Origin of the sequence: Rathayibacter sp. PhB186 (assembly GCF_003751825.1) — a bacterium.
In the GTDB taxonomy this organism is placed as follows: Bacteria; Actinomycetota; Actinomycetes; order Actinomycetales; family Microbacteriaceae; genus Rathayibacter; species Rathayibacter festucae.
In genome coordinates this window covers 1,327,020-1,349,877 of sequence record NZ_RJKO01000001.1, presented here as the reverse complement: position 1 = coordinate 1,349,877, position 22,858 = coordinate 1,327,020, and the positions used below count along the sequence as shown (strand labels likewise).

The window sequence follows — 22,858 nt, the reverse complement described above, 5'->3', positions numbered from 1 at the left end:
ACCGCGATCACTCGAGCCCTCCGACGAAGTGAGCGAGAGCAGCTGCTCGACTCGCCCAGCTGTACTGAGCGGCGTAGGCAGCGCCGTCCTCGTTCGATCGGCCGGCCTCCGCCAGCGCGGCGCGGAGAGCGGCCTTCGCCTCGGGCAGGCTCGAGTAGAGCCACACTCCGGGCGCGGAGCGAGTAGCGAGAGCGGGCGAGGTGCTGGCCACCACGAAGAGCCCAGCGGCGAGGTACTCGTAGTACTTCATCGGGCTTCGCCCCTGATTGCCGGGGTCGTCCGAGAGAGGGAGCAATCCGACACTGCAGGATCTCAGCAGATCGGGAGCGGCTGAATAGGGGATGCCGCCTCGAAGGCGGACGTTCGGCGGCAGCTGCATCGATGGCTGGACGGCCACGGGACCGGCGATCTCGAACGGTGTCTCCGGGTTCGAAGCAGCCAGTCCGGCGAGTGTCGCCCAGTCGAACCGGCGATCGAGTGCACCCAGGTAGACGACTCCGGAGCGCGATCGGTTTCTCGCGTCGGACTGGTGGAATCGGTCGTACTCGACCCCGTTCTCGATGACGAGTTCGGGGAGCGAGCGGGACGACTCCGACAAGACATCATCGAGCACCGGTCGGGACGTCGCCACGACGGCATCGGCCGCCTCGAGCACGGACAGCTCGGCTTGGCGGAGAACGGTGTCGTAGTGGGCATCGGTCGGCCGATAGACGATCTTCCGCGGTGTGAGGACGTCGATCATCGCCGTACCCAGAAGCGGCTGGTCGATGAAGAGGACATCGACCGGCTTCCGACCCCACTCGCGAAGGGTCCTGGACCAGGGGCGAAGTGGATGCCGAAGCTCGAGATCGCGCAGTGCGGGTGACAGCCTGCCCGGCGGGACGACGACGAACGGCTCGACGTGCGTCACACCGTACTCGTCGCGCCGAGGTGAGGTGAGAGCCAATCGCAGGCGCTCTCGAACGGTCCGATCACGTAAGCGGGCGAGGTGAAGGAAGCTGGTCGGAGAGGAGACATGCAGAACCTCATGACCTGCCTTGGCGAACTCCCGAGCCAGATGGTGGCTGCCCACCTTGAAGACACCGACTTCGGCGGTGTGGCTCGCGAAGGCGATTCTCACTGAGCGTCTCCAGTCTCGCCTGCGGAGCGAAGTAGCGCGACGAGGTCAGCGCGACGGGCGCGGAGCGAGCCGATGGAGGAGGAGACCGCTCCCCAGTAGCCGCTCGGATCCTCTCGCAACTCCTCGACCTGGTCCTTCACCAGCTGAGCATCGAAGTCGAACGCATTGTGGACGTACCGGGCGATTCCCAGATCGTCGTAGGCACCCCACCCCTTCCGCTCATAGCTCAGGTGGACACTCGGAACACCGGAGCGAATCGTCTGCAGGGATCCGTGCAGACGCACCGAGACTACGACGCTCGGTCGTTCAGAGGCACCAGCGCGGACGCTGTCACGCAAGAGTCGCGCGCTGCCGGTGAATCCCAGTGACCTGTAGAAATCGGTGTCGTTGTTGCCGCGGGCGTTCGCCTGGACCAGGTACTCCATGCCGGAATCGTGGAGTTCGCTGATCGCGTCGCGGTATCGCTTGCGGCGAGCCGAGGAGCCGCTGAGCGCGCGGGCGACCAATCCGACCGGACCACCGCCGCGCGGGTCCACGATCGCATCGCCGCGCCACTCATCCGGCAGACCGAGAAGCGCCATGTCGGGAGCACGAAGCACGTTCGAACGGCCGCGAAGAAGCTGCATCGAACGGTCGTCACGCACGACCACCTTCGCCGCATGGCGGAGCCGACTCAGGAAAAGGGCGCGGGTGCCCGCGGTGAACGGGCCGATGCTCTGCGACAGATAGACGTAGCGAGTCTTGTCGGTAGGGCTGGGCAGCTGCAGTCGGTGCGCCAGCAGTGTCTTCACTGCCTCGACCGTGTGCTTCGCCCGGAGATACCCGCCGCCCACAGCGATGACGAGGTCAGCGGAATCGATCAGCTGCTGGACGGCGCTCGGCCGGGACTGCAGAACCAGGTGGCGAACCCCGGCGCTCAGCGACCGGACGGTGCCGGCACTCTGCGCGGTGCCGGTCAGCGGATGGATGACCCTCGTGAATCCATCCTCCGAGAACGAATCGGGATCGAGTGCGATCAAGGAGAAATCAGCGGACGGGAAGGCCTGGCGAGCCAGCTCTGCGGCCTCGTCGACGAGAAGACCGTCACCTGAATTGGTTCGACTGTAGGCATGAACGAGAACGATCCTCACCGCGCGGCCCTCTCGAAGACTTCGACATGCTTCGCGATCGACTCGCTCCAGTGGAAGCGCTGAGCGTTGGCGAGGCCGAGGCCGCGGAGCTCCATCCTCAACGAGGAGTCCCGAGCGATCTCCAACATCCGGGCTTCGATCGACGCCGCGCTCAGGTCGGTCACGATCATCGCGGCGCCACCCGCGACTTCACCGAGGGAGCCTCGGTCGCTGCAGATGACGGGAGTACCGCACGCCATCGCCTCGACGACGGGCAGACCGAATCCCTCGTAGCGCGAGGGGAAGCAGAACGCGAGAGCACTCCGCATCAGCGGGACCATGAGTTGGTCACTCACTCGCCCCAGATAGCGCACACCTCTCGTGCCCTTCACCGCCTGGACGATCTCGTCGCTCTCCCAGGCAGGAGCGCCGGCGATGAGAAGCGGGATGCCGGTCTGATCGAAGACGGCCGAGGCGGCACGGCTTAGTTCGATCACGTTCTTGCGCGGGTCCAGGTTGCCGAGGTAGAGGAAGTACTCGCCATCGATGCCTTCCGCTGCGAGGACCGCCGAATCGTGCTCGGCCCCGTCAGTGTTGAAGACCGAGTGGTCGATGCCGTGCAGGATCGGGACGATCTTCGATGCTGCCGCTGGTACGAGGGTGGCGATGTCCCGGGCGGACGACTCCGACACGGTGATCACCGTTTTACTCAGCTCGACCAAGCGCGTCACGCGCTGCAGCCAGAGCCGGTCCGCACTGGGCTTGCGGACGCCGTCGATGTGCAGGGTGGCGAGTCCGTGCACGGTCGACACGATCGGTCGCGAGGAGGGGATCTGCGCTCCGGTATCCGCGGGGAAGTGGATTACATCGACGTCCCGCCCCGGTGCCATCGGCCAGACGAACCCTTCGAGCGCGCCGTAAGCGGCCGAGCGGGCTGCACCGCGCAGTCCGGACACCCGGGCGACCTTGTGCTCCACACCGAAGGAGCCGAGCCCTGCGTAGACAGTGCGCGCGTACCGGGTGTTGCCACCGGTCTGGGCGTCGAGGACACGACCCGAAACAAGAACCTTCGTCATCGGCAGTGGAGGGCCTTCCCCATCAGGAAGCGACCCGCATGCGCTGGAAGCTTCGTTCGTAGAGTTCGGTCAGAACACGGGCCTGCTCAGGTCGGCTGAAGGAGGCCACAGCGATCCGCAGATCCTCGAGGAGCCGCCTCCGTCCCCGCTCGGATTCGAGAACCGGCCGCAAGCGACCGAGCTCCTGGGGCGAGTCGAACAGCTCGGGCATGTCCACGCCCTCGAAGGCAGGGATGCGTCGAGCAATGGTGGGGACTCCGAGCGCCGCTGCCTCGAGCACGGCGATGGGGAACCCCTCCCAGGCGGCCGAGTGGATGTAGAGGTCCGCCGCTCGGAGCTCTTCCAGTGCAGCGGTCCGCGCGAGCCAGCCGGTGGGAGTGACGCCGCCGCGCCGCAGACGATCCTCGATGACGGGATTGCCGCCGCCGATCCACACAGCGTCGATCTCGAGACCTGCCGCGCGCAGCGCGCCGACGCATTCGACGAAGAAATCCGGGTCCTTCTGAGGTGCGAGTCGGCCGGCGCCCACCACGCGCAGCGCCCCGTCAGCGGAGACGGACTCGATCGGACCCGGCAGGTTCAGCGGCGCCACGTTCGGCACGAAACTGCTCGTCGCTCGGGCGAACGGCCAGTGGGAGAGCTTGGCCTCACGCGGCGAGCACGCGGCGTAACCCGACGTGTTGAGCGCGAGGACACCCTCGATGACCCGGTAGATCGAGCGGGCACCAGCCGATACGTCGCGGCGCTCGAACCCGTAGCAGTGGGGCGTGTAGACGATGGCGGCCGGTCGACCCTTGCGCACTGCGAGACGGGCATAGACGCCGGCGAAGCTCGAATGGGCGTGAACAACCACCGACTCATGGCGACGTACGACCGATCGCACGGTCTTCACGCGCGCCAGCGTGCCGCCCGGAAGTTCAGTGACGCGCTCGAACCCCTCGAGGTCGTCGATGTTCAGAGGCGCGTCGTCCCGAGGAGCGTAGACCAGCTCGTGGCGATACTGCGGGGTGCTGCCCACATAGTCCCGCACTGCCGCGGACACCCCTCCCGCGAAGCTCTCCGCCACGTGCACGACCGTCTCACCGCCGATCACCGGGCTCGCGCCACGGCGCATACGACTAGCGGTCACGTGAGCTCCAACATCTGATTTCACCGCCACGGTTCAGAGGCGGGACAGGCGACCGACGAACCGGCGCGACTCCGCGATCCCACGATCCGCTTTCACCTCGCCGCACCCCGTCCGGGGCCGGCGCCTCATGGGGCTTCCAAGGGACAAGAATAACCCACGGCCAGTCGCTTGCCGGAGGCGCCGGGACTGCGTAGCGTCACCTCGCACTACCGCCTACAGGAACTGACCGCGGCAGACAATTCGCTCAGCGGAGTGTCCCGCCCCAGTCCGGGTGGCGTGGAGCCGGAAGCATGACACAGTCGTTGAACTCGGGCCTCAGGGCGCCTGCGTCATGATGGATCGTGGACATCGATGTCCCACAGACGGGGGACCACCCCAGAATCGAGAAGACGTGTCAGAGGCGATCGGTGCAGAGCAAGTGCCACCCGCGCCCTACTTGGAGTTGGGCGAAACGATAGCTTTTGTCGATGTCGAGGATAGAGTACTGGTCTTGGATGTGGCGAAAGAAGAAGCAATCTCTGAGTTCACAGACTCCGCTCTTTCAATATGGCGAGAAGCACTGACGGCCCCGAGCTTCGAAGATTTGGTCGCAGCCGTCGCGGCGCTCTACGATATGCCCCCGCAATTGATCCGGTCAGATTGCGAAAAGTTTCTCGAACGCCTCCTTGCGGAGGGAGTCCTTCATCAAAGTAGACACCGAAGCGCAGATCCTGTCCCCTGACGGGCGCGGAGGCCTACTCACGCGATCCTCGTAGGCTCGCCTCGTCATGGATGGTGTCCGGCGGACACTCCCGCAGGAACCCCATGCCGCCGGAAAAACTGCTGGTCGTGAGCCGCGACGCATCAGGCGAACCAAGCATCGAAATCGCTTGTTCTGGAATCGCGGCGCGAGAAGCGAGCGGGCAGCTAAGCCGGCGGGATCGGGCGCAGGCGTCCGGACGAAAGAGCTTGCCCAGGCGTATTCCTGACCCGAACACCACGGGGCGAGACCGCCGCGGCACTCCGCTCATCACTGACAACGGCCATCGCTATTGCCAGAACGATCCAAATTGGCAGACCCGTCCAGGCGGGTGCCGCGACCATCGAAACCACCACGAACGTCACGAGCCCAAAGACCGGGCCACTCCTACGGAAAGCCCGCACGAGAAGAACAGCCAGCATGACGCCGAAGAGAGCCAGAGCGATCAGGCCAAGTTCGGAAGCGATGTGCGCATATACGTTGTTGGCGATCGGACGAATCGCGCGTTGACCGAACCCGGCGGGCAGACCCGTTCGGTCGAGATAATCGAAGTAATTCGCACCGTACCGCCCAGGACCCACTCCTAGCAACGGATTTCCTATTCCCATCGCAAAGCCCGTATCCGCATTCGCGGAGCGGGAACGAATCGAGTACCCGAGTGACTCGTTCAGAGTGTTCTGCGAAAGTCCGACCTTGATCAGTTGACGTTGCGCGTAGAGACCGACAGCAGGAATTGCGGTCGCCGCGACGACGGCGACGACAGCGAAGAAGGAGATGATCGAGGTCGTCTTGATCTGAGGGCGAAGCGCGACGAGTACAAGTAGCCCCACCACTGCACCGAGCGTCGCACCCGAGGACTGCGAGTACAGAACGAGTACGATGGAGAGAACCAACCCGATCTTATCCTTCGCGTACATCGCGATGAAGATACCAGCCGCCGCGAAGAATCCGAAGTAGTTTCCCTCGAGAAACGGCCCATTACGCGGAAGAGCCACTCCATAAAGCGTTCCGGTCTGAGTTGTGCCGTTGAACGTGGAAAGCAACGTTGAACCCGCGAACCACAACATCGCTTGAAGTACCGCATAAATGGCGCCCAAGCGCACGGCGATGAGATAAGCACGCACCACTCGCTTCACGTCGATGAACGTGGAGAGTGAATACGCCAGGACCAGAGCAAGGACGGCATACGCCGAGTAGACGATCGCGTCGAGTGCCAAGCCAAGCGGGTAGCCCTGAGCGCTGTCGTTCGAGGACGACACCTCGGCCCGCAGCAGCGACAACAGTACGATAAGGCCGATGACGACCATCAGAGGGGCGGCGGGGTTGCGACGTTGCCGCGACCGTCCCTCCAATGCAAGCAAGCCGATTCCGAGAACGGCGAAGATCTCCGACAACTTCAACGGAAATCCAACGCTTAACGTGGCCGCCTGCTGAAACGGAAGAAGCACTACCGATCCAAGCAGTGCCGAGTCGGCGACTTTCATCTTCGCGAGCCCCGCCAGTTGGGACGATCGTGAATCCGACTTCCGAGCTTGAACTGAACGCTGAACCACGAGCCTCCCCCGACTGGTCAATCGACACAGCGTAGCGCCGTCACTGCTGCCCTCGCGCCCGCACTCCACGCGAGCTTTCCAAGACATCGCATCGGCGGCCGCAGCGGGCTCGTTGATCGACGACGTAGCGTCCGGTCAACTCCGCGCATGTATCGCCCGCGTTCGGTGCCGAACGATGTACCCATCATGAGCACACCGGCGCAGACATGACGTTCCCTTAGCTCTCGAGACACCCGTTCGGGGCACGAGTGACTGGCGATAAAACCGAGCAATACTTTTACCATATCCCCATGACAACTTCTCGCGAATTCGAGCCTAATAGCCGCAGAGGCTTCATCGCGCTATCGGGCCTGAGTGCGCTGGGAGGAATCGCCGCCTCGACCGCGATGGCTCCGCAGGCTCAGGCCGCGGATTCCGTTGTGAATCCTCTCACCGTTCACGGGATTCACAACATCCTCGAGTTCGGTGACCCGAGCATCAGCGACGAGAACCGGTTCCGAATGGCTGTCGACTACTTCGTCACCGCCCGCCAGGAGGTGACGCTCACGATTTCGCGTAGTTTCGTCATCACGGACACACTCGTAGTCGACACGTCCTACATCTCGTTGGACTTCACGACTGGAAACGTCGACGCAACAGCACTCAGCGGTAAACCGGCTTTTCAGTTCAGGAGTTCGAGCACATCGGGCTACGCCTACAACCGGTCCTCGGTTCGAGGCCTACGCCTTCTCGGACCCGGCGCATCATCATCCAATTCTGTTGGACTCCTCTTCGACACCACCGGCGGCAGTATACGCGGAGTGGGGTTCTATGGTCTGGAAGTCGCTGCCTTCGAGACCGGTCTCTCCTTCGAGAACAACGCGTACCTCCTATCGTTCTACAACTTTCACGTCTCGAGATGCAAGACAGGCGTGTCGATGCCTGCCGGCAAGAGCAACTACGGCGAGAACATAAAGTTCATGGGTGGCGGAATCGGCACATGCGATCTGGCGATCTACAACGCCAATCCGAATGGCAATCTGCACCTCACAGCCGTGTCGATCGATCTTTGTTTACAAGCAGCTTTCGCGGAGTACGGCGGTATCTTTCTTTCGCAGCCGCACATCGAACTTCATGAGACCGGCGCTGCCTCCCTCAATCCGCAATTCGTGACCGGTGCCAATCAGAGCGCGAAGATCACTATCAACGGAGGAATACTCCTCTACACCGTGACGCCGATCGCGCCCTACATCTTCGAGACCAGGCACGTAGGCTGGGGCGGCGGAATCTTCGTGAGTCAGCTCACGATGTACAATTCGGCGACCTCGACCGGATACCTCTGCGGCGGAACAGAGAAGGCTCACTTCACGGATCTGATTCAATACGATGGCAACTCGACCGGAGCTAGCAACGGTGCGATCATGCCTTACCGGAGCGCCAATCTCCTGGTGAACGGGGACTTCACTCTCCCCGCTGTCATCGATCAGTTCGTCAATGCGAGCGATGCGACGAGCCGAACTAATGGCCCTCTCATGACGCTCACCATAGCCGATGAGAAATTGGTCGTAACGCGTATCGGAACGAAGTCCGTCATGCTTGCAGTCGATGTTCCAGTAACACATGGGCTCACTTACGCGAGTCTATTCACCATCGAGAGCTCGACATCCACAGGGACGATGGCGATCATCGAGTCCTGGATCGCAGTGTCTTCCCTTGATACCCGGAACATGCCTGTCGTGTCGAGGAGCGAGGCTCGGGGACCGACGAACGTGGCGATGAGCACCATCCGCTCCTCGCTTCCGTACGTTCGCCGAAACGGTCCGATGCCGTGGAGCCGAGTCGCACCAGCTTGGGCGACGCATTACCGGCTGAGACTCAATTTCAGCTCGGTCAGCGCTGGGCAGACGACGTTCAGCGAGTTCGTTGTCACAGCGCTGTGACTGGGCGAACCTCGGCCCTTCAGCGCACCGCCACCGTCGACCGATCGCGCCCGGTCAGATCCCGCTGCGTCGTCGCCCCGCGCCAGCCGTCGGCCGTCAGCAGCGCGCGGATCTCCGCCCCCTGCAGCTCGCCGTGCTCGATCACGAGCACTCCCCCGGCCCGCAGCAGCCGGAGCGCCGTCCGCGAGAGCGAGCGCACGACGTCGAGCCCGTCCTCGCCGCCGTAGAGCGCGGCCGGCGGGTCGTAGCGCTGCACCTCGACGTCGCGCGGGATGGCGGCCGACGGGATGTACGGCGGGTTGGAGACGACGACGGAGACCGTGCCGTCGAGCTCGGGCAGCGCGTCCGCGAGGTCGACGAAGACGATGCGGGCGTTCTCCAGGCCCAGGCGGTCCCGGTTGCCGCGCGCCCAGAGGAAGGCGTCGACGGAGTTCTCGACTCCGATCACCCGCGCGTGCGGGACCTCGTGGGCGAGCGCGAGCGCCAGCGCACCGCTGCCGGTGCCGAGGTCGACCGCGATCGGCGACTCGTCCGCGACGGCACGGAGGGCGTCGATGGCGAGCTGCGCCACTCCCTCCGTCTCGGGACGCGGCACGAAGACTCCGGGGCCGACCGCGAGCTCGAGCGAGCGGAACGGCGCGACACCGGTGATGTGCTGGAGCGGCTCCCGCGAGGCCCGGCGCTCGATCGCGTGATCGTAGGCGTCGCGGGTCGTCTCGTCGAGCGCGAGACCGGTGATCAGCCGCGCCTGGAGCGACCCGCGGCCGAGGCCGAGCAGGTGGCCGAGCAGCAGCTCGGCGTCGACGTCCGGGGTGGGCACGCGCGCCGCGGTCAGCCGGGCGACGGCGTCCGCGAGGAGCGCACGCGCGTCGAGGTCCATCGTCACCGCGCTCACGACTCGTCGGAGCCGATGTCGGCCAGGCGGGCCTCCTCGTCGAACTGGATCGCGCTCTCGACCACGGGGTCGAGCGCTCCGTTCATCACGCCGTCGAGGTTGTAGGCTTTGTAGCCGGTGCGGTGGTCCGCGATGCGGTTCTCGGGGAAGTTGTAGGTGCGGATCCGCTCGGAGCGGTCCATCGTGCGGATCTGCGTCTTGCGCGCGTCCGAGGCGGCGGCGGCGATCTCCTCCTGCTGGCGGGCGAGGATGCGGGCGCGCAGGACGCGCATGCCGGCCTCGCGGTTCTGCAGCTGGCTCTTCTCGTTCTGCATCGAGACGACGATGCCGGTCGGGAGGTGGGTGATCCGCACCGCGGAGTCGGTGGTGTTGACCGACTGTCCGCCGGGGCCCGAGGAGCGGTAGACGTCGATCTTGAGGTCGTTCTGGTTGATCGCGACCTCCTCCGGGGCGTCGACCTCGGGAAAGACCAGCACGCCGGTCGTCGAGGTGTGGATGCGGCCCTGCGACTCCGTCACGGGGACGCGCTGCACGCGGTGCACGCCGCCCTCGTACTTCAGGTGCGCCCAGACGCCCTGCGACGGGTCGGTCGCGTTGCTCTTGATGGCGACCTGGACGTTCTTGTAGCCGCCGAGGTCGGACTCGTCGCGATCGAGGATCTCGGTCTTCCAGCCCTTCGCCTCGGCGTAGTGCAGGTACATGCGGAGCAGGTCCGCCGCGAACAGCGCGCTCTCGGCGCCGCCCTCGCCGCCCTTGATCTCCATGATCACGTCGCGGCCGTCGTCGGGGTCGCGCGGGATGAGCAGGCGGCGCAGCTTCTCCTGCGCGACGCGCAGGGACTCCTCCAGCTCCGGCACCTCCTCGGCGAAGGCGTCGTCCTCGCGGGCGAGCTCGCGCGCGGCCTCGAGGTCCTCGCCGGCCTGGATCCAGGCGGCGTGCGCCGACTTGATCTGGTTCAGCTCGGCGTAGCGGCGGTTGACCTTCTTCGCGCGCGCGGCGTCCGCGTGCAGGGCGGGGTCGGACAGCTGCGTCTGGAGGTCCTCGTGCTCGGCGAGGAGGACGCTGACGGATTCGAACATGGGGTTCCTGGTTTCCGGGTGGTGGTGGAGGGGTGGGCAGCACATGCTGGTCGAGTAGGTGCCGCAGGCGCCGTATCGAGACCGACGTGCTCAACGGGGTGGGTCTCGATACGCCCGCTGCGCGGGCTACTCGACCAGCATGAGCGGCCCGCTGCGCGGGCTGCTCGACCAGCAGGAGCGACCCGCTGCGCGGGCTGGCCGACCAGCATGATCGCACCGAAGGTGCCGACGGACGCGAAAACGCCCGCGGCCGCCCCCGAAGGGGCGACCGCGGACGTCGGGGCAGCTAGTGGTGGCCGTTGCCGTGGTTCGCGGTGGTCGGGCCGACGGCGGACTTCGAGACCTGCATCAGGAACTCGACGTTCGAGGACGTCTCCTTAAGGCGGGACAGGATGATCTCGAGCGCCTGCTGCTGGTCGAGCCCGGCGAGGGCGCGGCGCAGCTTCCAGGTGATCTTGACCTCGTCCGAGCTGAGGAGCATCTCCTCGCGGCGGGTGCCCGACGCGTTGACGTCGACGGCGGGGAAGATCCGCTTGTCGGCGAGGTGGCGCGAGAGACGGAGCTCCATGTTGCCGGTGCCCTTGAACTCCTCGAAGATCACCTCGTCCATCTTCGAACCGGTCTCGATGAGCGCCGTCGCGAGGATGGTGAGCGAGCCGCCGTTCTCGATGTTGCGCGCCGCTCCGAAGAACTTCTTCGGCGGGTACAGCGCCGACGCGTCGACGCCACCCGAGAGCACGCGGCCCGAGGGGGCGGCGGTCACGTTGTAGGCGCGGCCGAGGCGGGTGATCGAGTCGAGCAGCACGACGACGTCGTGGCCCAGCTCGACGAGGCGCTTGGCGCGCTCGATGGCCAGCTCGGCGACCGTGGTGTGGTCCTCGGCCGGGCGGTCGAACGTGGAGGCGACGACCTCGCCGCGCACGGTGCGCTGCATGTCGGTGACCTCCTCGGGACGCTCGTCGACGAGCACGACCATGAGGTGGACCTCGGGGTTGTTCTGCACGATCGCGTTCGCGATCTGCTGCAGGACGATCGTCTTGCCGGCCTTGGGCGGCGCGACGATGAGGCCGCGCTGGCCCTTGCCGATCGGGGCGACCAGGTCGATGATCCGCTGGGTCAGCTTGCCCGGCTCCGTCTCGAGGCGCAGGCGCTCGGTCGGGTAGAGCGGCGTGAGGTCGTGGAACTCGACGCGCGCGGCGGCCTCGTCGACGGTCTGGCCGTTGATCGAGTCGACGCGGACGATGGCGTTGTACTTCTGGCGGCCGCCGCCCTCGCCCTCGCGGGGCTGGCGGATCGCGCCGACGACGGCGTCGCCCTTGCGCAGGTTGTACTTCTTGACCTGGCCGAGCGAGACGTAGACGTCGCTGACACCGGGCAGGTAGCCCGTGGTGCGCACGAAGGCGTAGTTGTCGAGGACGTCGAGGATGCCGGCGACCGGGATGAGGACGTCGTCCTCGCTGATCTCGGGCTCGAAGTCGTCGCCGACCGCTCCCCCGCGGCGCTTGCGGTCGCGGTAGCGGCTGCGGCGGCCGTCCTCGCCGTCGGCCTGCTGGCCGTTCTGCGCGGAGCCCTGGGCGTTCTGGCCGCTGCCGCCCTGCGGCTGGCCACCCTGGTTGCCCTGGTTGCCGCCCTGGTTCGACGGCGCCTGGCCGTTGCCGTTCTGCGCGGCGCCGTTCTGGCCGCCGCCGTTCTGGCCGTTGCTCTGGCCACCGTTGTTCTGGGCGCTGCCGCCCTGGCCGTTCTGCTGGCCGTCGTTCGCCTGGCGGTCCTCGCCGCGGCGGTTGCGGTTGCGGCGGTTGCGGCCGCGGCCGGTGCCCTGCTGGTCGCCGCCGTTCTGCTGCTCGCCGTTGCCCTGCTGCTCGCCGGAGTTCTGCTGGTCGTCCTGGCGGTCGCCGGTGTCCGGCTCGTCGCCGGCGTCCTGCGCGGAGGACTCGACGGCGTCGGTGGTCTCGGGCTGCTCGCTCTGCTCGGCGCTGCCGCCGCGGCTGCGACGGCGTCCGCGACGCTCGCGCTGGCCGCCCTCGCGGGAGGAGTCGTCCGACTCCGGCCCGTTGGGAAGCTCGATCTCGATGACCGGCCGCGGCGCCTGCTCGGCGTCGGGGACCTGCTCGAGGACGGGCGGGAGCTCGGGGATGAGCGACTCGACACCGCTGCCGGCCGGCACGTTCAGGTGCTCGCCGGCGGCGACGGTGCCGCTGGAGGCGCGACGCGAGCCGCGGCGACGGGGCGCGCGCTCGGCGGCGGGCTCGGCCACCGGCTCGGCGACGACGGGGAGCTCGAGCTCGACCGGAGCGGCCTCGGCGGCGACGGGAGCCGGCTCCTCGACCGTGGTGGCGGCCTGCTCGAGGACGTCGGCGGTGTCCGCCTCCGTGCTCTCGGCGGGCGCGGGCGCCTCGGCAGGGGCCTCGAGCACCGGGGCGCTCTGCTCCGCCACGTCGGCGGGCTCGGCCTCGACGCTCGTGCCGTCGACGACGGGCTCGGCCTCGGCCGGCTCGGCGAAGGACTGCTCGGCGACCGAGGGCTCGGCGGGCGCCTGCTCCTCGGCGGGAGCGGCGGGCTCGGCGCCCTCGGAGTCCGCACCGGCGCGGAGGTCCGAGATGGCCGAGACGAGCTCGCCCTTGCGGAGCTTGGAGGCTCCGCCGATGCCGAGGCTCGTCGCGAGGGCCTGGAGCTCCGCGACGCGGAGGCCGATGAGATCGGCGTTGGTGTCCGCGGCGGTACCGCGGGTGTTCACATCTGTCACTGGAGAGGGGTTCCTTCCCCCCGGGAGCGATCGCTCACCGGGAGAGCACATCAGCCGTGCGGGTCCATCGCGAGTTCTGATCCACGCGATGCTCTCGGTCGCCGGCTCGACCTGCCTCGGAAGCGCAGAGAGGGCACGAGCGACCAGGCGCTGATCTGCACGAGAAGCAGGGGCGCCCTTCACACGATGTGATGGCCGTGATTATCGGGACGATCCGTCGGACAGATTCCGCTCGTTACGCGGCTCCTCGGGATGCGATCCCCACTGTAGCACCCTTGAAGTCGACGGCCAGCATGTGCGCCCGCCACGGCGTGTGCGCCTGCTCCGCCACCAGATCCGCGGCGGCGAGGCGCTGCGCGGGGTCGCTGCAGAGCACGAGAACGCTCGGTCCGGCGCCGGAGACGACGGCCGCGTAGCCGTGCGAGCGCAGCAGCGCGATCAGCTCGGAGGTCTGCGGCATCGCGGCCGCGCGGTAGTTCTGGTGCAGCTTGTCCTCGGTCGCCGCGAACAGCAGCTCGGGGCTCTGGATGAGGGCCGCGATCAGCAGCGACGAGCGCGACACGTTGAAGACGGCGTCCTCGTGCGGGACGCTGATCGGCTGCAGCGAGCGCGCCAGCCGGGTCGACATGGTGTGCTCGGGCACGAAGACGACCGGCGAGACGCCGCGGTGCACCATCAGCTTCTTGGAGCGCGGCCGCAGCGGCGCCTCCGGTCCGCCCTCGGCACCCGGCTCGACCCAGGCGATGGTGAGACCGCCGAAGAGCGCCGGCGCGACGTTGTCGGGGTGCCCCTCCATCTCGGTCGCGATCCGGAGCAGGTCGTCGGAGTCGAGCTCGACGATGCCGTCGAGCAGACCCTTCGCGGCCATGATCCCGGAGACGATCGCCGCCCCCGAGGAGCCCATGCCGCGGCCGTGCGGGATGATGTTGCGCGCGGTCACGTCGATGCCGGGCATCTCCTGCCGCTGGTCGGCGAAGGTGTAGGCGATGGCCTGGACGACGAGGTTCGTCTCGTCGGTCGGCACCTCGCCCTCGCCCACGCCGTGCACCGAGACCCGGGCGCCCGTCGCCGTGACGGCCGTGACCTCGAGCTCGTCGTACGCCGAGAGCGCGAGGCCGAGCGTGTCGAACCCGGGGCCGAGGTTCGCCGAGGTCGCGGGGACCTTGACGTGCACGGAGCGGCCGACGGGAACCGCCGAGGTCATGCGCCGGCCAGCCCCAGCACGTCGGCGATCGCCGCGGTGTCCACGGGCACGACGGTCGGCGTGATGTCCTCGCCGTCCGCGGTGCGCAGCGCCCACTGCGGGTCCTTCAGGCCGTGGCCGGTGACGGTCAGCACGACGGTGGCGTCCTTGGGGATCGCCCCCGCCTCGGCGCGCTCCAGCAGACCGGCGACGCTGATCGCGGAGGCGGGCTCGACGAAGACGCCGACCTCGCCCGCGAGGATGCGGTACGCCTCGAGGATCTTCTCGTCGCTGATCGCGCCGAAGTAGCCGTCGCTGACGCTGCGGGCGTTGAGCGCGAGCTCCCAGGAGGCCGGATTGCCGATCCGGATCGCACTGGCGATGGTCTCGGGGTGGCGGACGACCGCGCCGTGCACGATCGGCGCGGAGCCCTCGGCCTGGAAGCCGAACATCCGGGGCAGCTTCGTCGACCCGCCGCGCTCGAGCTCCTCGGAGTAGCCGCGGAAGTAGGCGGTGTAGTTGCCGGCGTTGCCGACCGGGACGATGTGGAAGTCCGGCGCGTCGCCCAGGACCTCGACGACCTCGAAGGCGGCGGTCTTCTGACCGGCGATGCGGTCGGGGTTCACCGAGTTGACCAGGTGCACCGGGTAGTTCTTCGCGAGGTCGCGGGCGATGTCGAGGCAGTCGTCGAAGTTGCCCTGGACCTGCAGCAGCTGCGCGTTGTGCGCGATCGCCTGGCTCAGCTTGCCGAGCGCGATCTTGCCCTCGGGGACGAGCACCGCGGCGGTGATGCCGGCGTGCGTCGCGTAGGCCGCGGCCGAAGCGGAGGTGTTGCCGGTCGAGGCGCAGATGACGGCCTTCGCGCCGTGCTCGACGGCCTTCGAGATCGCCATGGTCATGCCGCGGTCCTTGAAGGAGCCGGTGGGGTTCATACCCTCGTACTTGACCCAGACCTTCGCGCCCGTGCGGGCCGAGAGAGCCGCCGCCGGGATGAGCGGGGTGCCGCCCTCGCCGAGCGTGATGACGGGGGTCGCCTCGGTGACATCGAGGCGGTCCGCGTACTCGTGCAGGACTCCGCGCCACTGCTTGGCCATCTCAGGCTCCTTCAACTCGTAGAACGGACGTCACGGCGCCGACGAACCCGTGGGATTGGAGAGCGGTGACGGTGGCCGCCAGATCGGACTCTGCCGCGGCGTGCGTGCCGATGACCAGGGTAGCGGTCGGCTCGCGCAGCTCCGCACCGGTGTCGGCGAGGGGGTCGAGCACGGGCGGCGTCTGCACGAGCGTCTCGACGGAGACCCCGTGCTCGGCGAAGACGCCGGCGATCTGGGCGAGCACGCCGGGGCGGTCGAGCACCTCGAGCGTCACCTGGTAGCGGGTGGTGACGTGCCCGATCGGCAGCACCGGGAGTCCGGAGCTGGCGCTGGTGACGAGGCCCGGACCTCCGACGACGTGGCGGCGCGCGGCCGAGACGACGTCGCCGAGCACGGCCGAGGCGGTCTCGACGCCACCGGCTCCGGCGCCGTAGAACATCAGGCTGCCGGCGGCCTCCGCCTCGACGAAGACGGCGTTGTTCGCGCCGTGGACGGCGGCGAGCGGGTGCGTGCGGTGCACGAGCGCGGGGTAGACCCGCGCCGAGACGCCCTCCTCCCCCGTCTTCGCGTCGACGAGGCGCTCGCAGATCGCGAGCAGCTTGATCACGTAGCCCGAGGCGCGGGCCTGCTCGACCTGCTGCTGCGTGACGCCGGTGATCCCCTCGCGGTGCACCAGCGAGACCGGGACGTCGGTGTGGAAGGCGAGCCGGGCGAGGATCGCCGCCTTCTGCGCGGCGTCGTAGCCCTCGATGTCGGCGGTCGGGTCGGCCTCGGCGTAGCCGAGCTCGGTGGCGAGCGCGAGCGCCTCCTCGAGCGTGGCGTGCTCGGTGTCCATCCGGTCGAGGATGAAGTTGGTGGTGCCGTTCACGATGCCGAGGATCCGGTGCACCCGGTCGCCGGCGAGGCTGTCGCGCAGCGGGCGGATGATCGGGATCGCCCCGGCCACCGCGGCCTCGTAGTTGAGCTGCGCGCCCACCTGGTCGGCGGCCTCGAACAGCTCGTTGCCGTGCGCGGCGAGCAGCGCCTTGTTGGCGGTGATCACGTCGGCGCCCGAGGAGATCGCCTTGAGGATGTAGCTGCGCGCCGGCTCGAGGCCGCCGATCAGCTCGACGACGATGTCGGCGCCGAGGATCAGCGCCTCGGCGTCCGTGGTGAGGTACTCCCTCGGGATGTCCGCGGTGCGCGGTGCGTCGAGGTCCCGGACTGCCACGCCGGCGAGCTCCAGCGGCGCCCCCACGCGCTGGGCGAGCTCGTCGCCGTGGTCGAGCAGGAGGCGCGCCACCTGGGCACCGACGGACCCGGCGCCCAGCAGGGCGACGCGGAGGCTGCGGTACTCGATCATCGGAGGATGGCCTTTCGTTCGATGCCGGCATCGCGGCGGAGGAGGTCGTCCTCGGTCTCGCCGTGCACGATGACGCGCGCGACTCCGTCCCGGACGGCGACGACCGGGGGGCGGCCGAGGTGGTTGTAGTTGCTCGAGAGCGACCAGCAGTAGGCGCCGGTCGCGGCGACGGCGAGCAGGTCGCCCGGCTGCACGTCGGCGGGGAGGAAGTCGTCGTGGACGACGATGTCGCCCGACTCGCAGTGCTTCCCGGCCACGCGCACGAGGGCGGGCTCGGCGTCGGAGACGCGGTCGGCGATCCGCGCCGTGTAGTCCGCGCCGTAGAGGGCGGGCCGCGCGTTGTCGCTCATCCCGCCGTCGACGCTGACGTAGCGGCGCACGCCGTCCGTGCCGACCGCGACGTCCTTGATGGTGCCGACCTCGTAGAGGGTCAGCCCGGCGGGCCCGATCAGCGAGCGGCCCGGCTCGATGGCGATGTGCGGCACCGGGATCCCGCGGGTCGCGCACTGCTCGCCGACCGCGTCCGCGATCGCCGCGGCGATCTCGCCGATCGGGGTCGGGTCGTCGGCGCTCGTGTAGGCGATGCCGAAGCCGCCGCCGAGGTTGAGCTGCGGGACCGGGCCGTCGGCGAGGAGCCCCGCATGCACCGCGAGCAGGCGCGAGGCCGACTCGGCGAAGCCGGCCGAGCCGAAGATCTGCGAGCCGATGTGGCAGTGCAGGCCGAGGAAGCGCAGGCTCCCGTGCGAGCGGATCCGCGCGACGGCGTCCGGGCAGTCCTCGAGGGTGATGCCGAACTTCTGGTCCTCGTGCGCGGTGGCCAGGAAGCTGTGGGTGTGCGCGTGCACGCCGCTGTTCACCCGCAGCCGCACCGGCTGGACGCGGCCGTGGCGCTCGGCCGCCGCGGCGACCCGCTCGATCTCGAGCACGCTGTCCAGGACGATCGCGCCGACACCGGCCTCGACCGCCCGGTCGATCTCGGCGAGCGACTTGTTGTTGCCGTGCAGGCCCATGTGCTCGGGCTCGACGCCGGCGGCGAGCGCGACCGCGAGCTCTCCCCCGCTGCAGGTGTCGATGTTCAGGCCCTCGGCGCGCATCCAGCGCGCGACCTCGGTGGAGAGGAACGCCTTGCCGGCGTAGTAGACGGTGACGCCGGTGCCGATCCGGCCGAGCTCGCGCTCGAAGGCCTCCCGCGTCGCGACGGCGCGGCGGCGGGCGTCGTCCTCGTCCACGACGTAGAGCGGGGTGCCGAAGCGGGCGGCCAGCTCGGTGGCCGCGACACCGGCGATCTCGAGAACGCCGTCCGCGGAGCGGAGCGTGCCGCCGGACCAGACGCCGTCGGCGAGCGCGTTCGCGTCCTCGGGGCGGTGCAGCCAGTCCGGAGCGAGGGGATGACGGGGGGCGCGGACGGGTGCGTCGGCGTGTGCCACGGGTGAGACCTCACAGGAGAGAGTGGGAGCGTCACTGCGTGGCGAGCGAGTCCGGATTGACCCCTGAAGCCAGCAAGATCCTTGAGAGTGCTGTCGGTGGCAGTGCTCTCGGTGCGCGCACTGCCGGCGTTCGGCCCGCGGGACACGCGGGCACAGGGCTCCGATCCTACCGGTCGGGCGCTGCGCGTCCGTCCCGGGTCAGGAGCAGACGCCGGTCTCCTGCTGCGCCGGGTCGCTGAGGAACGTCGGGGAGAGGTCGAAGGAGGCGTCGAGCGAGTCGGCCGTCACGACGACGTCGGTGAGCGCGAGCCCCTGCGGCACGGCGTCGGCGATGCAGACGGAGCGCGCGGCGAGCAGCCCCTCGGCCACGGCGCCGAAGCGGTCCTCGACGTCGGCGGCACTGATCGTGGTGCCGCCCGCCGTCACCTCGGACGGCGTCAGCTCGATCGCGCCGTCGGCCGCGCCGAGCTCGATGCCGACGCCCGCGGCGAGGGTGAGCCCGAGCACGTCGACCGAGGTGTTCACGCGCACCAGCGGCGGATCGAGCGTCACACCGTCGATCGGCACCTGGCTCCGCGCGGCGACGAGCGTGCTCACCGAGTCGGGGTCGAGAGCCACGGTCGCGCGTCCCGCCTCGAGCGGACCGTCGCCGCTCGCGGGGACGCCCTCGAGAGTCGCGTCGACATCGCCGTTCAGGTCGCCGAACGCGACGTCCTCGCTGCGGATGTCGAGCCGGTCGAGCGAGCCGGCGATCAGCTGCGGCAGCACCGCCCAGCCGGCGACCTCGACCTCGACGGGGTGGTCGGCGGGGAGCGAGAGCGCCTCCCGGATGCTGGACGCCGCGGTGTCGGCGACGGCGCGGCGGGCGAGCACGTCGCCGACGACGGCGGCCACCGCCAGCAGCACGATCACGATCACGGCGACGATCGCGATCCGGCGGCCGCGGCGCGGCGCACCGGCGTCGGCGGCGGTCACATCCGGTCCGGAGCGGTCACGCCGAGCAGCGAGAGCCCGTTGCGCAGGACCTGCGCGGTCGCGTCGTTCAGGCGCAGGCGGGTCGAGTGCACGGCCTCGATCGGGTCGTCGCCCTGCGGGACCACGCGGCAGTTGTCGTACCAGCGGTGGTACAGACCGGCGATCTCCTCGAGGTAGCGGGCCACGCGGTGCGGCTCGCGCAGCTCGGCCGCGAGGGCCACGATCCGCGGGAACTCCTGCAGTCCGCCGAGCAGCGCCGACTCGCTCGGGTGCACCAGCGTCTCGGGGGCGAACGGCTCGCGCGGCACGCCCGACGCCTCCGCCTTGGCCGCGACCTGACGGGTGCGGGCGTGCGCGTACTGCACGTAGTAGACGGGGTTGTCGTTGCTGCGCTTGGTGAGCAGGTCGAGGTCGATGTCGAGCGAGGAGTCGGCCGAGGAGCGCACGAGCGAGTAGCGCGCGGCGTCGACGCCCACGGCCTCGACCAGGTCCTCCATCGTCACCACGGTGCCCGCGCGCTTGGACATCCGGACCGCCTGTCCGTCGCGGAGCAGGTTGACGAGCTGGCCGATCAGGATCTCGAGGTTGACGCCCGGGGTGTCGCCGAAGGCCGCGCACATCGCCATCATCCGGCCGATGTAGCCGTGGTGGTCGGCGCCGAGCATGATGATCGCCCGGTCGAAGCCGCGCTCGCGCTTGTCGAGGTAGTAGGCGAGGTCGCCGGCGATGTAGGCCGCCTCCCCGTCGCTCTTGATGATGACGCGGTCGCGGTCGTCGCCGAAGTCCGTGGTGCGCAGCCAGGTCGCTCCGTCGGCCTCGAAGATGTGGCCGAGCTCGCGGAGGCGCTCGATCGCCCGCTCGACGGCGCGCGACTCGTGCAGCGAGTTCTCGTGGAAGTAGACGTCGAAGTCGACGCCGAACTCGTGCAGGCTCTGCTTGATCTCGCCGAACATCAGGTCGACGCCGATCGAGCGGAAGGTCTCGTTCAGCTCGGCCTCGGGCAGGACCGAGAGGTCTCCCGGGTAGGCGGCGACGACGCGATCGGCGATGTCGGCGATGTACGCGCCGCCGTAGCCGTCCTCGGGCGTCGGCTCGCCGCGGTAGGCGGCGAGGACGCTCCGGGTGAAGCGGTCGATCTGCGCGCCGTGGTCGTTGAAGTAGTACTCGCGGGTCACCTCGGCGCCCTGCGCGATCAGCACGCGGGCCAGGCTGTCGCCGACGGCCGCCCAGCGGGTCCCGCCGATGTGGATGGGGCCGGTGGGGTTGGCCGAGACGAACTCGAGGTTCATCTTCAGACCGGAGTAGGCGGAGCCGGTGCCGTAGGCCTCGCCCGCGTCGACGATCGCGCCGGCGAGCGCGCCCGCCGCGGCGGCGTCGAGCCGCACGTTGAGGAACCCGGGGCCGGCGACCTCGACCGAGGCGACCCCGTCGATCGCGCCGAGGCCCTCGGCGAGCTCGGTCGCGAGCTCGCGCGGGTTCGCCCCGGCCTTCTTCGCGATCTTCATCGCGATGTTCGAGGCCCAGTCGCCGTGGTCGCGGTTCTTCGGCCGCTCGAGCACGACGTCGCCGAGCGCGACCTCGGCGTCGCTCCCTCGTCGCTGCACGGCGTCGAGGACGAGGGCGTGCAGGGAGGCGGCGAGCTGTTCGGGAGTCACGGGGCACGATTCTACCGGCCGGTCCTCACGGGCCTTCTTCCTGCTGATCGGGCCGCCGTCTTCCTGCTGATCGAGCAACCGGCGTATCGATATCCACCGATTCATGCTGATCGAGTAGACGGCGCAGCCGGCGTATCGAGATCCACCGTCGTCGAGAGCCCACCCGCCAGACCCCGCCCGCCCGCGCCCCGGCGCCCGCCTGCCGCGATTGCTAGGGTGCAGCGCATGCGCCGACCCGCCGCCCTCGCCCTGATCGTCGCCGTCGCGGCTCTCGCCGGCTGCGCGCCGGCCGCGGATCCGGCGCCGAGCGCGAGCGACGCGGTCACCGGCACTCCGGTTCCCGTCGCCTGCGAGCAGCTCGTGCCCGCCTCCGCCCTGACCGGCCTCTGGGCGGGCTTCTCCCCCAACGACGCGGTGGAGCCGACCGCGGTCTCCGCCGAGATCGCCGGCTACGACGGCCTGGTCTGCGGCTGGGCCGACTCCGAGGGCGCCGACTTCCAGCTCGCGGTCACCCGGCTCGACCCGGCCGTCATCGAGGCCCTCAAGAACGAGTTCTTCACCACGAGCGAGGCCGTCCCCACCTACGGCCGGCCCCCGGAGATCGAGGGCTACTACGAGGTGGCCGACAGCCGCGGCATCGCGGACGCCTTCATCGGCGACTACTGGCTCGAGGCGTCGAGCGCGTCGTTCGTCGAGCCGGGCGACCCGGAGCCGCTCGTGCGCGCGGCGCTGGACGCCCTCGCCGGCTGACCGCCCCGGTCGGTGGGGCCGCTCAGCCCAGGCGCACCGGCGAGACGTGGTCGTCCTCGACGACCTCGTCGCAAGTCGCCTCGACGTTCATCGTCTCGAGCCGCAGGTCGGTGAGGTAGCTGCTGAGGAAGGCCGTGTCGGCGGTGTCCCGGCCGGAGGAGATCCGGAGCATCGACGGCCGCGGAGCGAGCCGGGTCGCGTCGACCACGTGCCAGGCCCCGTCGACCCAGGCCTCCGACACCGCGTGGAAGTCGCGCGGCTCGAGGCCGGGAGCGTAGACGGCGGTCACCCGCGCCGGGATGTCGAGCGCGCGGAGCAGCCCCACGACGGTGTGCGCGAAGTCGCGGCAGACGCCCTGCCCGCTCTCGATCACCTGCGCGGCTCCCCCGGTCGCGACCGTCGAGCCGTAGACGTAGGAGAGGTGCGCGTGCACCCACTCCTCGACTGCGGCGAGCGCCTCGAAGCCCCGCGCCCGGCCGAACTCGCGCCGGGCGATGCCGCCGAGCGCGTCGGTCTCCGCGTAGCGGCTCGGCCGCAGGTACTCGACCAGCTCGAGCTCGCTCGGCTCGTCCGGCACGCCGCGCCCGGAGACGCGGCCGCGGTACTCCACCTGCATCGCCCCGGCGTTCGCCGCGACGCGGTGCACCCGCGCGCCGTGCCGCGCCGGGAACTCCCGCACCGGGACGGGCTCGCCGTCCAGCGTGACGGTGAACGAGTCCTCGAACCCGTCTCCCGTCGGCGTCGCCGCCATCAAGAAGATCAGGTCGGTCGGCCCGTTCAGTCGCAGGCCCAGCGAGGCGGAGACGGTGCGCAGCATGCCCCCATCGTGGCACGACCGCACGGCCCGCCAGGGCGTCCGGCGGCGCCCACCCCGGGTGCTAATGTTGACAGGCACTCCTGGCCCCCATAGCTCAGGGGATAGAGCACTGCCCTCCGGAGGCAGGGGCGTAGGTTCGAATCCTACTGGGGGCACCACTCTCGAAGGCCCGGAATCACGCGGTAAGCAGCGCGAGCCGGGCCTTCTTCACTCCCGCTCGCCTTCTCCGACGGCCGCCTCGACCAGGTCGGGG

Annotated in this window: 18 protein-coding genes and 1 tRNA gene; 4 read left to right on the top strand and 15 right to left on the bottom strand. The window is 69.1% G+C overall.

Annotation, left to right across the window (positions count from 1 at the left end; genetic code table 11):
- Positions 1–7 precede the first annotated feature (7 nt).
- The 4 genes from EDF45_RS06325 to EDF45_RS06310 all read right to left on the bottom strand — a co-directional run bounded on the left by EDF45_RS06325 (position 8) and on the right by EDF45_RS06310 (position 4,371).
- The gene (locus tag EDF45_RS06325; RefSeq protein ID WP_148060230.1) at positions 8–1,120 is read right to left on the bottom strand and encodes a glycosyltransferase; all 1,113 of its coding nucleotides are present in this window, start codon (positions 1,118–1,120) and stop codon (positions 8–10) included.
- Positions 1,117–2,250, bottom strand: a complete 1,134-nt coding sequence (locus EDF45_RS06320) for a polysaccharide pyruvyl transferase family protein (RefSeq protein WP_185020098.1) — start codon at positions 2,248–2,250, stop codon at positions 1,117–1,119. Before EDF45_RS06320 ends, EDF45_RS06325 begins: the two co-directional genes overlap by 4 nt.
- Complete coding sequence (locus EDF45_RS06315) at positions 2,247–3,185, bottom strand: glycosyltransferase family 1 protein (RefSeq protein WP_185020097.1); 939 nt, start codon at positions 3,183–3,185, stop codon at positions 2,247–2,249. Before EDF45_RS06315 ends, EDF45_RS06320 begins: the two co-directional genes overlap by 4 nt.
- Before the next feature lie 142 nt (positions 3,186–3,327).
- Positions 3,328–4,371 carry a glycosyltransferase gene (locus EDF45_RS06310; protein ID WP_185020096.1) on the bottom strand — a complete coding sequence of 348 codons (1,044 nt, stop codon included), beginning with the start codon at positions 4,369–4,371 and terminating at the stop codon, positions 3,328–3,330.
- Positions 4,372–4,765: 394 nt separating this feature from the next.
- Between EDF45_RS06310 and EDF45_RS21945 the strand changes: the two genes are divergently transcribed.
- Complete coding sequence (locus EDF45_RS21945; RefSeq protein ID WP_148060228.1) at positions 4,766–5,155, top strand: PqqD family protein; 390 nt, start codon at positions 4,766–4,768, stop codon at positions 5,153–5,155.
- 185 nt (positions 5,156–5,340) lie between these two features.
- Here EDF45_RS21945 and EDF45_RS06300 read toward each other — a convergent pair whose 3' ends face one another.
- Positions 5,341–6,657 carry an O-antigen ligase gene (locus EDF45_RS06300; RefSeq protein WP_185020094.1) on the bottom strand — a complete coding sequence of 439 codons (1,317 nt, stop codon included), beginning with the start codon at positions 6,655–6,657 and terminating at the stop codon, positions 5,341–5,343.
- Between the two features lie 359 nt (positions 6,658–7,016).
- Here EDF45_RS06300 and EDF45_RS06295 point away from each other — a divergent pair, with 359 nt between their 5' ends.
- Positions 7,017–8,645: a hypothetical protein gene (locus EDF45_RS06295; RefSeq protein ID WP_148060227.1), complete on the top strand. Its 1,629-nt coding sequence runs from the start codon at positions 7,017–7,019 to the stop codon at positions 8,643–8,645.
- Positions 8,646–8,664: 19 nt separating this feature from the next.
- Here the strand turns inward: EDF45_RS06295 and prmC are convergent, their stop codons facing one another.
- The 9 genes from prmC to argS form a co-directional block, all read right to left on the bottom strand.
- Complete coding sequence (prmC, locus tag EDF45_RS06290; RefSeq protein WP_123735616.1) at positions 8,665–9,525, bottom strand: peptide chain release factor N(5)-glutamine methyltransferase; 861 nt, start codon at positions 9,523–9,525, stop codon at positions 8,665–8,667.
- 11 nt (positions 9,526–9,536) lie between these two features.
- The gene (gene prfA / locus EDF45_RS06285; RefSeq protein WP_123445476.1) at positions 9,537–10,619 is read right to left on the bottom strand and encodes a peptide chain release factor 1; all 1,083 of its coding nucleotides are present in this window, start codon (positions 10,617–10,619) and stop codon (positions 9,537–9,539) included.
- Between the two features lie 286 nt (positions 10,620–10,905).
- Positions 10,906–13,362 carry a transcription termination factor Rho gene (gene rho / locus EDF45_RS06280; protein ID WP_260311871.1) on the bottom strand — a complete coding sequence of 819 codons (2,457 nt, stop codon included), beginning with the start codon at positions 13,360–13,362 and terminating at the stop codon, positions 10,906–10,908.
- 235 nt (positions 13,363–13,597) lie between these two features.
- Positions 13,598–14,566 (bottom strand): homoserine kinase, encoded by a 969-nt coding sequence (gene thrB, locus EDF45_RS06275; RefSeq protein ID WP_123735337.1) that lies wholly within the window; start codon positions 14,564–14,566, stop codon positions 13,598–13,600.
- The gene (gene thrC, locus EDF45_RS06270) at positions 14,563–15,639 is read right to left on the bottom strand and encodes a threonine synthase (RefSeq protein ID WP_123735336.1); all 1,077 of its coding nucleotides are present in this window, start codon (positions 15,637–15,639) and stop codon (positions 14,563–14,565) included. Before thrC ends, thrB begins: the two co-directional genes overlap by 4 nt.
- Before the next feature lies 1 nt (position 15,640).
- Positions 15,641–16,981, bottom strand: coding sequence for a homoserine dehydrogenase (locus EDF45_RS06265; RefSeq protein WP_123735335.1), 1,341 nt, complete (start codon positions 16,979–16,981; stop codon positions 15,641–15,643).
- On the bottom strand, positions 16,978–18,408 hold the full coding sequence (lysA, locus tag EDF45_RS06260) for a diaminopimelate decarboxylase (protein ID WP_123735334.1): 1,431 nt from the start codon (positions 18,406–18,408) through the stop codon (positions 16,978–16,980). The genes EDF45_RS06265 and lysA overlap by 4 nt, the downstream gene beginning before the upstream one ends.
- 198 nt (positions 18,409–18,606) lie before the next feature.
- The gene (locus EDF45_RS06255; RefSeq protein ID WP_123735333.1) at positions 18,607–19,383 is read right to left on the bottom strand and encodes a DUF2993 domain-containing protein; all 777 of its coding nucleotides are present in this window, start codon (positions 19,381–19,383) and stop codon (positions 18,607–18,609) included.
- Positions 19,380–21,038, bottom strand: a complete 1,659-nt coding sequence (argS, locus tag EDF45_RS06250) for an arginine--tRNA ligase (RefSeq protein WP_132435770.1) — start codon at positions 21,036–21,038, stop codon at positions 19,380–19,382. Before argS ends, EDF45_RS06255 begins: the two co-directional genes overlap by 4 nt.
- A gap of 225 nt (positions 21,039–21,263) precedes the next feature.
- Between argS and EDF45_RS06245 the strand changes: the two genes are divergently transcribed.
- Positions 21,264–21,788 (top strand): hypothetical protein, encoded by a 525-nt coding sequence (locus tag EDF45_RS06245; protein ID WP_148060226.1) that lies wholly within the window; start codon positions 21,264–21,266, stop codon positions 21,786–21,788.
- A gap of 22 nt (positions 21,789–21,810) precedes the next feature.
- Here EDF45_RS06245 and EDF45_RS06240 read toward each other — a convergent pair whose 3' ends face one another.
- On the bottom strand, positions 21,811–22,605 hold the full coding sequence (locus tag EDF45_RS06240) for a transglutaminase family protein (RefSeq protein ID WP_123732006.1): 795 nt from the start codon (positions 22,603–22,605) through the stop codon (positions 21,811–21,813).
- 83 nt (positions 22,606–22,688) lie between these two features.
- Here EDF45_RS06240 and EDF45_RS06235 point away from each other — a divergent pair.
- A tRNA-Arg gene (locus EDF45_RS06235) sits at positions 22,689–22,763 on the top strand.
- Positions 22,764–22,858 lie beyond the last annotated feature (95 nt).

Bases quoted from the DNA above. Each gene is read 5' to 3' on its own strand.
- prmC (WP_123735616.1), bottom strand. From the start codon at position 9,525: ATGGACCTCGACGCGCGTGCGCTCCTCGCGGACGCCGTCGCCCGGCTG.
- EDF45_RS06240 (WP_123732006.1), bottom strand. From the start codon at position 22,605: ATGCTGCGCACCGTCTCCGCCTCGCTGGGCCTGCGACTGAACGGGCCG.
- EDF45_RS06295 (WP_148060227.1), top strand. From the start codon at position 7,017: ATGACAACTTCTCGCGAATTCGAGCCTAATAGCCGCAGAGGCTTCATC.
- thrC (WP_123735336.1), bottom strand. From the start codon at position 15,639: ATGGCCAAGCAGTGGCGCGGAGTCCTGCACGAGTACGCGGACCGCCTC.
- thrB (WP_123735337.1), bottom strand. From the start codon at position 14,566: ATGACCTCGGCGGTTCCCGTCGGCCGCTCCGTGCACGTCAAGGTCCCC.
- EDF45_RS06265 (WP_123735335.1), bottom strand. From the start codon at position 16,981: ATGATCGAGTACCGCAGCCTCCGCGTCGCCCTGCTGGGCGCCGGGTCC.
- EDF45_RS21945 (WP_148060228.1), top strand. From the start codon at position 4,766: ATGATGGATCGTGGACATCGATGTCCCACAGACGGGGGACCACCCCAG.
- EDF45_RS06245 (WP_148060226.1), top strand. From the start codon at position 21,264: ATGCGCCGACCCGCCGCCCTCGCCCTGATCGTCGCCGTCGCGGCTCTC.
- EDF45_RS06300 (WP_185020094.1), bottom strand. From the start codon at position 6,657: ATGAAAGTCGCCGACTCGGCACTGCTTGGATCGGTAGTGCTTCTTCCG.
- prfA (WP_123445476.1), bottom strand. From the start codon at position 10,619: ATGTTCGAATCCGTCAGCGTCCTCCTCGCCGAGCACGAGGACCTCCAG.